The sequence below is a fragment of the Fibrobacter sp. UWB7 genome, from assembly GCF_900142945.1.
In the GTDB taxonomy this organism is placed as follows: domain Bacteria; phylum Fibrobacterota; class Fibrobacteria; order Fibrobacterales; family Fibrobacteraceae; genus Fibrobacter.
Genome location: NZ_FRCO01000001.1, coordinates 369,803 through 381,832, shown reverse-complemented (window position 1 = coordinate 381,832; position 12,030 = coordinate 369,803). Strand labels below are relative to the sequence as shown.

Sequence of the window (12,030 nt, the reverse complement as noted above, 5' to 3'; positions counted from 1 at the left end):
TATAAATATGACAGCGCAAATTCCAGAACAGCTCATTCTCAATGCCAAAAGGGAATGCATGCATGCTTGCCCGCCGATTCCAAATGATCCAGCTCTTGTCGCTGAATTGTCTGAGGAAGAGGCTTACGAGGCCGCGAAGGGGCAAGAATTTGGAATGTATCTCTTCACTTCCGCTTGCTGGCGAAAGTATGTTGGTACATGGGAAATCAAGGATGGTAAGTTCTACTTGATTAAGCTTGAAGGAAAATACAAGCTGCTAAAAGATGAGCCTGTTCATGCTACATGGGTTACTGGGACCATCGTTGTTCCGCAAGGGGAAATGGTTCACTATATTCACATGGGTTTCTCATCCATCTATGAAAAGGAGCTTCATATCAAGATTGAGGCGGGGATGGTTGTGGAACAGAAGGTCATTGATAACGCGGATAAGATTAAGGAATACTCTGAAAGTGGGGGATTCTGGTTTTAGCCGCCTTGACTTGTTTGGGGCGATACTAAAAAAGCACCGGATTTCTCCGGTGCCAATTTTGCTTTTTTGAGTTCGCGCATCTTGTTGATGCTTTCGGCTCTTAGTAATGGCGCAAGCGCCTTACTCTTCGCCTCGGTCATGTCGGCGTGTGAACACGCCGCCGCGACTCTCGGCTCTTAGTAATTTTCTTCGTGGACTTCGAAGTAGGCTTGCGGGTGAGCGCAGACGGGGCAGACTTCCGGGGCCTTCGTTCCGACCACGATGTGGCCGCAGTTACGACATTCCCAAACCTTGACTTCGCATTTTTCGAAGACCTTGGCCGTTTCCACATTCTTGAGGAGGGCGCGGTAGCGTTCTTCGTGCATCTTTTCGATGGCGGCGACCATGCGGAACTTCTTGGCGAGTGCGGTGAATCCTTCTTCTTCAGCGGTCTTCGCGAAGCCTTCGTACATGTCCGTCCATTCGTAGTTTTCGCCTTCGGCTGCAGCCTTCAGATTCTGGGCGGTGTCGCCGATGCCTTCGAGTTCCTTGAACCAAAGCTTGGCGTGTTCCTTTTCGTTGTCAGCGGTTTTCTGGAACAATGCAGCGATCTGTTCAAAACCGTCCTTTTTGGCGCGGCTTGCAAAGTAGGTGTATTTGTTGCGGGCTTGGGATTCGCCTGCGAATGCTGCTTCAAGGTTCTTTTCGGTTTGGGTTCCTGCGTATTTGTTTGCCATAAAAAACTCCCTTATTTGATAGGTTTTGTTTCTAATATACCTCATTTTGTTGCTGTGTGGAAATTTTTATGACGCATTTTTGTAATAAGTTGGAGTAATTGTATTATTGATGATATTGCTCCGTTTTGTCATCCTGAGCGGAGTGTAACGGAGTCGAAGGATCCAGTGACTTTTTTTATTAATGATACATTGTGTATCTTTTAGATTTTAAAATTGAAAAATATTTATAAAAATCATTAAAAATTTGCAATTTTCTTTTATTTTGTATCATTTTGAATATTGCGTGCAGTTCGCTAAAAACTTAAATTTATACATGTAAGAACGAATGTTATAACCAATGACTATTGACTAATAACTAAAGACTGCTTATGAAACCGATAACAGAATATAAGGATTACCGCCTGTACATGCAGGACTTTTACGAAGAGCGTAAAAGGACGAGCGCATTTTCGTGGCGTGAGTTTTCCAAGCTGGCGGGGTTCAAGTCGCCGGTTTACCTAAAGCTTGTTTGCGAAGGCAAGAGCAGCTTGAGTCTCGTCAAGATGGAACAGGTCGCCCATGCGATGGGGCTTGTGGGGCACGAGTTTGCTTACTTCACGCAAATGGTCAAGTTCGGCAATGCAACGAAGGACTCCGTGAAAAAAGAGGCGCTTCTTGAAATGCAGAAGATTGCTCGCGAGCATCAAGTGCGCGTTGTCGATGCGGAATCTTTTGAATTCTATGAATCGTGGAAAAATCCGACGATTCGTGAACTTGCTCCGATGATGCCCGGAAAGCGCCCGCTCGAAATGGCGAAAACTTGCCATCAGGTGATTTCGGCAGAACAGGTGCGTGACTCGCTTGCGTTCCTTGTGCAGACAGGTTTTCTCAAACGTGAGGCCGAGCATACTTACGTGCAGACGGAAAAGACTGTCATCGGCACAAAAGAGTCGCTCCCCATTGCGGTTCGCGGCATGCACAAAGAAATGGCATCGCTTGCGAGAACGGCTATCGACAAGTTCCCGATTGAAGAACGTCATTTCACGGGTGCAACGCTTGGGCTTTGCGAAGAAGCCTACGCCCGCATTTCGCAGGAGCTGGACGCGTTTGTACGCAAGGTGGCAAACATCGCTGCCGAATATGAAAACATCAACCAAGTTTATCGACTGAACCTTCAGTTGTTCCCTTTAACAAAAAAAGTTCAGGAGGAATCTCATGAATAACATCATTAAATTCACTATGGCTGCGGGAGTTCTCGCTTTAATGGGTTGCACCGACAACAATGTCAGTGGTGCTGCGATTGAGGGTAATGCTGTTGCTCAAAACAGCAGTTCGTCGAAAGCAAACGGCAGTAGCAATTCGATGAATGGACCTTCTCAGATTGTCTTTTCCACCAAAGCGACAAAGGTGATGAATGTCGACAATGTCGATATTTCTGTCTATGGTGAAGAAAATGGTGCTGAGGCCGCTTGTACGGCAGATGAAAAATCTTATGAGGCAAAACTCAAGGTGAATGATGGCCTTGTTGAAAACTCCATAGAAATGAAAAACTTTGGAAGCTCTTGTGATAGCGTGCTTGCGGAATTTGTCGCATCGTGCCAATCCAGGGCGCTTGTTTTCAATGGTAGTAATAACAAAGAATCCTGTGATGAAAATGGCGATGTGACGGCCTATTGTTTTGATGATAGAGCTGTTGCTATGACTGTGTGTACAGAGACTGTTCCTGGAACTTGCACAACAAAGCCTGCGAAAACCACCATTGATTTCAACGAATTATTTAAGGATTTCTCGAAGTTCTCGGGTGAAGTGTGCAACGCTATTTCCAAAGGTGCGAGCTCAACGACGGGGCGTTTTACAACTCCGTCTTCGACATCTCGCGATATGTCTAGTTCGAGCACTGAACCGCCGGATCCGGATACATTGAACGTAATTGCCATACCTAGGGACACTACCCCCATCGACACAGCTGCATTCACACTAGACAAATATACGGTGCAATTTACAGATGATCCGAGCGAGCTTTCGTTCGACGAACATGTACTAGCCTACAACGGAGGTCTTCCCTCAACGGCATATTTAGACGAAGACATTGAACAGAATCATTCCAGCATCAATCCATTTTTGAAAGAAATCAACGTTTCTGATATCGGCAACTATTTCCCAATGACGGCAGCCATTGTCGGAAACAGAACTCCAAAGGAAAACTGCAAAACATTCCTTGTTTTGAGTCACGATGGAGCGCAACCCACAGGACACGTGTTGAGCAAAATTTCCAAAGGGAGCATCGAAATATCATCTGTTAATCCGGGAGGACCATGCATGCAGACGGCAATGTACTTCCCGATTGCATTCCTTGTCGAAGATTGCGACGGCCTCCTTGACGAAAACACAGAACTTTCGTACAATCGATTTACAAGTAAAACTTGGGCCTGCGAAACATTGGGTAGCCCAACCAAGAAAGCAGTTACCTACGGCGAATGGTACCGCGCAGACTTGATAAAATAATTCTGTGGTCAAGTTGCGCTTTCGCAAATAATTCTAGATTGTTCTCCGTACAGTACGGAGAACTTTTTTTATGGCTATTTATAACAACATTCTCGAAACGATAGGCAATACGCCGCTCGTCCGCATCAATAAGCTCAACAAGGGTGATGCCGAAGTCTATGTGAAGCTCGAAATGTTCAACCCGCTCGGTAGCGCAAAAGACCGCGTGGCGCTGAACATGATTAATCGTGCCGAACAAGAAGGCAAACTCAAACCGGGTGCGCTTATCATCGAACCGACGAGCGGTAACACAGGCGTTGGTCTTGCTTATGTCGGTGCAGTCAAGGGCTACAAGGTGGTGCTCACGATGCCGGATTCTATGAGTATGGAACGCCGTATGCTTTTGAAATCGCTTGGCGCCGAAGTGGTGCTGACCGAGGGCGCTAAGGGCATGGCTGGCTGCATCGCGAAGGCAAATGAAATCGCTGCTGCCAATCCGGGTAGCTTCATTCCGCAGCAGTTCGACAATCCTGCAAATCCCGAAGCGCATTACCGCACGACAGGTCCTGAAATCTGGCGCGATACGGACGGCAAGGTCGATGTGTTCATCGCAACTGCAGGCACGGGCGGAACCGTTTCTGGCACGGCGAAGTTCCTCAAGGAAAAGAACCCGAACATCTACGTGATTGCTATTGAACCGGACGATTCTCCAATGATTTCTAAGGGTGTTGCTGGTCCGCATAAAATTCAGGGTATTGGCGCAAACTTTGTTCCGAAGAATTACGACCCGAAGGTGATTGACGAAGTTTATTTGACGAGCACGCAAAAAGCGGGTGATGCCGCTCGCGCTGCCGCTGCCGAAGAAGGAATTTTCGTCGGGATTTCGTCGGGTGCCGCTCTCGAATGTGCGCTCACGGTCGCGAAGCGCCCGGAATTCAAGGGCAAGCGCATTGTCGCAGTGCTCCCGGATACTGGCGAACGTTACCTCAGCACCTGGCTCTGGAACACGTAATCGCCACTGCGCGAGACATTAAAAAGGAAAATGCCGACTCCCGTGAGCCGGCATTTCTATTAAGTGAGGAATTCATTAAGAAGTTTATTTAGAAAGCATTTTGCCGTTAAGCGTTGCTATCCAGTGCCTGTCTCTTGCCCTGGCTGGGATTTCGATATTGGTCGTTCCCGCCTTGATCTGGGTCTTGTACAAAACAGCACCGTTCAAATCGACTAGAGCAAACTTGCCTCCCATATCCGTGTGGATTTCGAGGTAGTTACCGATGACCACGAAGAAGTTTGTCGGCGAGAGCCTGCTGAGATCGTCGTAGTTGATGTTCAGCGGAATCGAGTCTTTCTTCTTGTCGTCATTTTGCCAATCGGGTTCATGGATTGACGGATCTACAGGAGCCATGGCAATGGGGGAGGCCGGTTCCTTGAATCCAAGCTGTTCGTCCATCCACTGCATTCTTTCTTTCATCTTCTTGCGGAGATGTTCAAATTCTCCATCCCACGTGGTTGCGTTGTAGCCACCCATAGGCATGCCAAAGCCACCGCCACTGCTGCTATTGCAGTATTTCATTGGCTGCGGGTCCGCATCGTTCTGACCGCTTGATTTGCCCAAGTTCGGCCAGCGCTTGAAGTTTCTGTCAGCTGCGTTCTTGAGGTACGTCTTCATGGAATCGAGGTAGAGATCCAAAGTCTTGGTGTGCCAAACGCCACTGCGGAGTTCTGCCCAGCGTTTCTTCAATTCACTTTGGTAGTGACTGTCCTTCCACATGCCAAGGAGCCAGTTTGGGGCCTTGAGGGAGCTACCCATGCCCCACATGCCGCCATTGCCTGACTTTTGGCTGTTTTCGATTTGCCAGCCGCTTGTGCCGGAACTTCCGAAGCCGTTTCCGCCACCACCGAAACCACCACCGAAGCCGCCGCCCCACATGCCACCGCCGTTATTGCCTCCGCCATTTTCGGGCTGGCTGCCATTACTCATGGCGAGGTTAAAGTCCCAAGCCGGGCCAAGTGTTACCTTGCCTTCCGTCTTGACTCCGTTCTTGTCGGTTTTGTCCTTTGGCTTGTGCAAGAAGAAACTGCACCAGTAGGAGTCCGCGTTGTTTGTCACTTCTTCGTGCAAGACATAGTCCAGAGCCGATGTCATATCTACGTAGTTTTCATAGCCTTGACCGTTCTTGCCGTTCTTGAACAAGCCTTCAAGATTGTTCAGGTATTTTTTTAGGTAATCTTCCTGTTGCTTTTGGATGTTTTCCTTTTTGGGGTAGTGCAAAATGACGTTTAAACCGTCAGAAGTGTTAAAGCCTTCCTTTTCGATGGGGCCACTGCCTGCGCCACCGGTGTTGGTGCCCGTTTTGTCAAAAGCCCAAATGTAGCCGCCGGTGAGGCTATCGCCTGCGATGTCGGTTTCTTTAAGCTTGCTCACGTTCACGCGATACTTGCCGCGTTTGATTTTTTCAATAAGCACGTACACGCCGCGGTAAACGCCGTTGATGTACAAGTCAAAATGCTTAGTGCGTGGGCTGTAGTGGCCTGCTTGTCTAAAGAGCCAGTGGGCGAGAGCGTTTCGCATCATGCTCTTGTCTACATAAGGACCATGGAAAACCCAGTCGTCAGCAGGCGGGAGCCCGAACAGGCTGACGTCAAGACCTTCACCTTTTTCGTCACGGACTTCTACGCCATAGCCTGGCTTCGGGAACAAGGCGGATGATTGCCCTCTTACCTTGATGCCAATGTCATAAAGCGTACCTTTGGCACTGTCTGCAACGGAATTTGTTTTCCCGTCGAGCACGCGCATTGTTGCAGGAATCTTTTCAGTGACATTTTTGTCAAGGCATTCGCCTTTGGTGTCAACGAAAACAATCGGTAAGTCGTACGTTTGCGCAAGGGACATCCCTGCCGCAAAGCAACACGATAATAGGGCTTTTTTTAGCATAATGTATCCACACTCCTTATCCATCTCTTCTAAAAATAAATGCACCCTCGTTGAAAGGGTGCGTTTATTTCTGTTTACACGTTGTTTGTGTTTACAACTTTACAACGGCTAATTTCGCGCGTTTTGTGCAAATTATGCTTTGATGCGCAAGCGAGCGTATTCGTAAAGGCCGAGCGAAAGGGCTACAGATGCGTTGTACGAATGAGCTTCGGGCTTCATCGGGATGCGGAGTACGGCGTCGCATTGCTTCTTGATGAACGGGGGGAGGCCTACGTCTTCGCCACCGACGGCGAGCACCACGTGGTCTGCAAAGTCGAATCCGGCGAGGTTTGTTTCGGTATCGGCATCGAGCCCGAGAATCTGATAGCCAGCCATCTTGAGTTCGCCGATAGCGCCTTCAAGGTTGTCCGGACGGCAGATGCGGAGTTTTTCGAGTGCGCCTGCAGAAGTGCGGGCGACGCTCGGGGTAATGCCGCACATGCCCTTTGCGGGGAGGAGCAAAATGTCAACGCCCAAGGCGAGCGAGCTACGGATGCAAGCTCCGAGGTTACGCGGGTCTTCGATGTTTGTGGCAACGGCGATGAGCTTCTTTTCGCCCGTGTCACGGGCTTTGAAGAATTCTTCGCGGACGTCCATCCAGTTCAGGAGTTCCTTCTCGTTCATGAGTGCAACGACGCCGTGGTTCGGGCGGGCGTAGCTGTCGAGAATCTTGGAATCAACCTGCTGCACGTGTACATGGGCGCGCTTGGCGAGCTTCTGGAGTTCATAGAGCTTCGGGTTGCCGGACTTGTGCATGAAGAGTACGCGGTGGACCTGGAGCGGGTTCTTGTTCAGGAGTTCTTCAACTTCCTTGATGCCACCGACGGCAACCTGCGGGGCTGCATCGGCATCACCGACTGCAGGCACAAAGTTTTCTTGGTTAGCACGGCTCTTGTCAAATTCGCGGCGTTCGCCTTCAAAGCGCTTCGGGCGGTCGCCAAAGCTCGGACGGTCACTGTCGAAACGGCTCGGGCGGTTTGCAAAGTTGTCGCGGTCGCGACGGAGGTGTGCCTGGCTACCGATGCCACCACGGCGTTCCTGTGAAAATTCGCGACGTTCGGGTGCGCGTTCAGGTTCGTCCGGGTGTTCGCGGTTGAACTTCGCCTCATCGAAAGTGGGGCGTGCTGTGCGCCCAAAGTGGCGCTTGCGATCGTTACCAAAACCGCGACGGCTGTCGTCATTATTGAAACTCATTTTGTGAATCTCCGTGATTTGTTAAAGACTTTTTCTTTTGCGTTGTCATCCCGGATTTATTCCGGGATCGCCAATGTTGAGTCGGTTAATACTTTTCTCGGCAGGCGATGACCGTGTGCATTTTCACATCGGTTTCTTTCTGCTCTAGCGGTTCCTTGGAAAGTTGCGCCGGAGTCATGATTCCTGCCTTAAATGCGTTCGGGTATTTGGCGAGGAACCTGTCGTAGTATCCTTTGCCGTGTCCTTGTCTGCTCCCGTCCCAGTTGAACTTTACGCCTGGGACCAGGAACACAGGAATGTCGCCTTCAAACTTCTCGATGCCTTCGCGGGGCTCCATGATTCCATAGTGTCCCTTGACCAGGTCCTTCTTAAGGTTTGCAATCTTGTAGAAGTGCATGATGCCTTCGCCCTCGCACTTTGGGAGCAAAAGGCGTCCTTCGGTGGCGAGTTCCTCAAGAATCGGCATGATATTCGGCTCGCCCTTCATGGGGTAAAAAGCCGCGATGTTCCTTGCATCGTGGTAGCCCGGAATGTCGTGGATTTCCTGCCACGGTTCTTTGATGATGTCATCGCCCTTTTTCATGCGACGCATCTTCAATATCATCTCGACGATGGGGCTGCTGCCGAAAATCAGCAACACTAAGATTACAATAACGATGGACGCGGCCATTTAAAAACCTTTATTTTGAGGCTCTATTCTTCGTCGCCAATGCGCTTTGCCGTTGGCAACTTGTCACGCAGAATTTCGTTCCAGAGGCACTGCTGCCAGTGCATCAAGTGTGCTTCTTCGTAGCGCTTTTCCCACGGAATGTTTCCCGGAGCGGCAAGCCAAATCAACTGAGACTTGTTTGCGAGGAGCGCAGCGTCAATTTTCAGCTCTTCGGCCTTTTCGTCACGCCACGTCTTGAGTGCGTTGAGCAAGTCCGAATGCGGGATGACTGGCGGTGGTGGAGCCTTCGGGAGGCGCATCGGCCAATCGCATTCCGGGACGGCCACAGCTGTGCGCAACATGTTCAGGAACGAATCCAGACGGTCTCCCTTGAAATTGCGGGGGAGCTTTGGCAGGAACGTTTCGCTGACTTCCGGAAAATGTGAATTCTGGGCATTCACAATCGCAAGCATCAGCTCGGACTGCATCACCTTATAAGGCGGACGGTCGAGTTCTTCGGCCTGCTTTTCGCGCCATTCCCACAAGTGCTTGAGGATGTTCAATGCGCAGGGGCCGTAAATGCTGGAACCCGTAATGCGCCACGGATCTTTTTTCGGGACGTTCGGGTTCCTTGCGTGTTCGATAAGCGTGTTGCACTGCTCCGTGAGCCAGTTCATGCGACCGGCCTGTTGCAGCTTTTCTGCTAAAATGGCACAAAGTTCGTGAAGGTAGAACGTATCGTGGATGGCGTATTCGCACATGTCCAGCGAAAGTGGTCGAATCGTCCAGTCGGCTCTCTGGTTTTCTTTCTTGAGCTCGTCGCCAAAATATTCCTTGACCAAATCGGCAAGCCCGAGGTGCTGTTCGCCCAGAATCTTTGCGGCAAGCATCGTGTCGAAAATGCTCTTCGGCGAAAAGCCGTAAGTCTGCCACAAAAGTCTGAGGTCGTAATCTGCACCGTGGAAAATCAGCGTCTGCATTGCACGTGCCTTGAACAGCGGTGCAAGGTCCAGCCCACAAAGCGGGTCCACAATATAATGGTGCTCGCCAATGGTAATCTGGATAAGACAGAGACGAGCCGTGTAATGGTACATGGAATCCGCCTCGGTGTCGACAGCGGCCATGTCATAAAGCTCCAAATCAGCAAGCAAGTTTGCGAGCGATTCTTCACTATCTACCAATATGTATTTCTCGTCTTTAATCATTTGACAAGGAAATGTAATAAAAGAAATTGATAGCGCGCTCTTTTTCCCCCGAATTTACCCCAACACAGCACTTTCCCCGCGCAAGTGTGCTGTAACGCACAGTGAAATTTTCCTAAATTGCACGCCATGAGAAAGATTTCACTTACCGGTATCAAGCCGACGGGTACCCCCCATCTCGGCAACTATGTGGGCGCAATCCGCCCGGCTCTTGAACTTACGAAGACTTACGACACGGTCTATTTCATTGCGGACTATCACGCTTTGACGACTGTGCAGAACGGCGCCGAAATGCGTGCGAACATCTACAAGGTCGCCGCAACTTGGCTCGCTCTCGGTCTCAACCCGGAAGAATCCCTGTTCTACAAGCAGAGCGATATTCCTGAAATCTTTGAACTTAGCTGGGCTCTCAGCTGCTTCACGCCGAAGGGCTTCATGAACCGCGCCCACGCTTACAAGGCTAAGGTCGAAGCCAACACCGCTGCTGGTGTTGATGTGGACTCCAACGTGAACATGGGCCTTTACTGCTACCCGTGCCTTATGGATGCCGACATTCTCATGTTCAGCGCTGACATCGTGCCGGTGGGCAAGGACCAGAAGCAGCACGTTGAATTTGCTCGTGATATCGCCATCAAGTTCAACAAGCACTTTGGCGAAGACGTGTTCACCGTCCCGGAACCGGTTTTCCAGGAATCCACCGGTGTTATCCCGGGTCTTGACGGCCGCAAGATGAGCAAGTCCTACGACAACTACATCGACATCTTCCTTGAACCGAAGGCTCTCAAGAAGCGTCTCGGCAAGATTGTGACGAACTCCCAGGGCATTGAAGAACCGAAGGATCCGGATACTTGCAATGTGTTTAAGTTGTACAAACTCTTTGCAACGCCGGAACAGACCGAAGCTCTCGCAGCACGCTACCGTGCAGGTGGCATGGGCTGGGGCCACGCCAAGCAGGAACTCCAGAACGTTCTCGAAGAACATCTCGGTGCCGCTCGCGAAAAGTATTTCTACTTGCTCGACCATACCGACGAAATCGAAAAGATTCTCGCTTATGGTAAGGAACGCGCTCGCGCTAAGGCCAAGGTCATGATGGATAAAGTTCGCCACTTGCTTGGTACATACTAAACCTTTCTAAAAATCATTTTACAAGGCTCTCGGAATTTCCTCCGGGAGCTTTTGCGTTTTTCAATTGATTTTATTAAATTACAAGCGTGCGAATTCTTTTTTTAGTCCTATTGCTGATTTTGAACGTCTATGCCGAAGCCAAAGGCTCCGGTGCAACTCGTTCTAGCTCCAAGACAAAAAAAGCAAAGTCCGAGGTGGTCGCTAAAAAGTCCACAACGTCCAAATCGGCGAAGTCTCGCAAAACAGCCTCTCGCAAATCATCGAAAAAATCCGCAAATCTCGAAACCGCAGCTCAAGAATCCGCTTCGCAATCCGACTCAACTGATGTTTCTACGAATTTTGCGAACCCTGCGATTTCGGCATCTTCTGTGGCGGACTCCGCAAATGATTACATCGTGGTGCGAGATACAGTTGTCGATACTGTTTACGTTGTCATGCCTGATACTGCAGCTTCAAAACAAAGTAAAAAATGCTATAACATCCCGCTTCCGCACCAGGCTGCATTCCTAGGTCAGGGCATTTCCGTGGGCGTCGGTGCTGGGCTTTTCAATGCGTCCAAGGATTGCGATTGTCTTGGCATCTGGCAGGGGCAACTGGAATATCATTATAGAGATAACATTACAGGCGGTTTTGATGTCCGCTTCTTTGGTGGAACTCTTGACAAAGAAATGATGCTCATGTATCAGCGTTATCGTTTGAATGTCAAGATCCACAAGACCTTTTCGGGGGCTGACTTTTATGCGGGCGCTGTGCTTGGACTCGAAACGACCGACCTTTCGGAATTCCGCAAAGAACTGAAGGATGGCGTTTACAGGGATCGTTCAACAGGAGTGGATACGAGTAAAGTTGCAGAATCGGACAGCCTGTCTAGCGACAGTGAAAGTTCTCAAAATGCGATAGCCGAGAAAAATTGCGAAAAGATGTTCTCGCTGGATGGCTTTACTCTAGGTGTCGAAGTCGGCATGGGTGTCGCCCTGTTCCGCTATTTGGGCATTTTGGGTAGTGCCAGTTACGAATTCAACTTCTCGTGGGCGCAGCTAGTCACGTTCAGTCCGGGAATCGCGTTCAATGTACAAGAAATCTGGCCGTGGGGAATGAAAAACCTCCGTTCGACGTGGGTGTCTTTCGAAATGATCTTCCAGCGATACTTCAATCGCGGTGTAGGGGAGTGGGCTGTTGGCGGTTTTATCGGTCTTCAGTTCGGAATTTAGCCTCGACTGCCCCCTGCGGATTGACAA

The 12,030-nt window shown here is 49.9% G+C and carries 12 protein-coding genes; 6 read left to right on the top strand and 6 right to left on the bottom strand.

All coding sequences use genetic code 11. The features are described 5' to 3' along the window. Positions 1–58 precede the first annotated feature (58 nt). Positions 59–469 carry a hypothetical protein gene (locus tag BUC30_RS01580; protein WP_139260763.1) on the top strand — a complete coding sequence of 137 codons (411 nt, stop codon included), beginning with the start codon at positions 59–61 and terminating at the stop codon, positions 467–469. Here BUC30_RS01580 and BUC30_RS16005 read toward each other — a convergent pair. Together BUC30_RS16005 and rbr are read right to left on the bottom strand one after the other, a co-directional pair. Then, positions 466–609, bottom strand: coding sequence for a hypothetical protein (locus BUC30_RS16005; RefSeq protein WP_170861484.1), 144 nt, complete (start codon positions 607–609; stop codon positions 466–468). The two genes, BUC30_RS01580 and BUC30_RS16005, sit on opposite strands and share 4 nt — an antisense overlap. 36 nt (positions 610–645) lie before the next feature. After that, entirely contained in the window at positions 646–1,185 is a 540-nt protein-coding gene (gene rbr / locus BUC30_RS01575; RefSeq protein WP_073423220.1) for a rubrerythrin, read from the bottom strand. A 368-nt stretch (positions 1,186–1,553) separates the two neighbouring features. On the opposite strand from rbr, the gene BUC30_RS01570 reads away from it, so the two are divergent. The 3 genes from BUC30_RS01570 (at position 1,554) to cysK (ending at position 4,660) form a co-directional block, all read left to right on the top strand. Next, the gene (locus BUC30_RS01570) at positions 1,554–2,387 is read left to right on the top strand and encodes a TIGR02147 family protein (protein WP_073423219.1); all 834 of its coding nucleotides are present in this window, start codon (positions 1,554–1,556) and stop codon (positions 2,385–2,387) included. Further along, entirely contained in the window at positions 2,380–3,669 is a 1,290-nt protein-coding gene (locus tag BUC30_RS01565; RefSeq protein ID WP_073423218.1) for a hypothetical protein, read from the top strand. The genes BUC30_RS01570 and BUC30_RS01565 overlap by 8 nt, the downstream gene beginning before the upstream one ends. A 70-nt stretch (positions 3,670–3,739) precedes the next feature. Then, positions 3,740–4,660 carry a cysteine synthase A gene (gene cysK, locus BUC30_RS01560; protein ID WP_073423217.1) on the top strand — a complete coding sequence of 307 codons (921 nt, stop codon included), beginning with the start codon at positions 3,740–3,742 and terminating at the stop codon, positions 4,658–4,660. Between the two features lie 84 nt (positions 4,661–4,744). On the opposite strand, the gene BUC30_RS01555 is transcribed toward cysK, so the two are convergent. The 4 genes from BUC30_RS01555 to BUC30_RS01540 form a co-directional block, all read right to left on the bottom strand. Further along, on the bottom strand, positions 4,745–6,541 hold the full coding sequence (locus BUC30_RS01555; protein ID WP_073423216.1) for a CotH kinase family protein: 1,797 nt from the start codon (positions 6,539–6,541) through the stop codon (positions 4,745–4,747). A 174-nt stretch (positions 6,542–6,715) separates the two neighbouring features. Continuing rightward, complete coding sequence (locus BUC30_RS01550; RefSeq protein ID WP_073423215.1) at positions 6,716–7,816, bottom strand: TrmH family RNA methyltransferase; 1,101 nt, start codon at positions 7,814–7,816, stop codon at positions 6,716–6,718. An 85-nt stretch (positions 7,817–7,901) separates the two neighbouring features. Then, complete coding sequence (locus BUC30_RS01545; protein ID WP_073423214.1) at positions 7,902–8,486, bottom strand: 5-formyltetrahydrofolate cyclo-ligase; 585 nt, start codon at positions 8,484–8,486, stop codon at positions 7,902–7,904. A 23-nt stretch (positions 8,487–8,509) separates the two neighbouring features. Continuing rightward, the gene (locus BUC30_RS01540) at positions 8,510–9,670 is read right to left on the bottom strand and encodes a ribonuclease D (protein WP_073423213.1); all 1,161 of its coding nucleotides are present in this window, start codon (positions 9,668–9,670) and stop codon (positions 8,510–8,512) included. A 126-nt stretch (positions 9,671–9,796) separates the two neighbouring features. Between BUC30_RS01540 and BUC30_RS01535 the strand changes: the two genes are divergently transcribed. Together BUC30_RS01535 and BUC30_RS01530 are read left to right on the top strand one after the other, a co-directional pair. Next, positions 9,797–10,792: a tryptophan--tRNA ligase gene (locus BUC30_RS01535; protein ID WP_073423212.1), complete on the top strand. Its 996-nt coding sequence runs from the start codon at positions 9,797–9,799 to the stop codon at positions 10,790–10,792. A gap of 110 nt (positions 10,793–10,902) precedes the next feature. Further along, the gene (locus tag BUC30_RS01530) at positions 10,903–12,003 is read left to right on the top strand and encodes a hypothetical protein (protein WP_244536430.1); all 1,101 of its coding nucleotides are present in this window, start codon (positions 10,903–10,905) and stop codon (positions 12,001–12,003) included. Positions 12,004–12,030 lie beyond the last annotated feature (27 nt).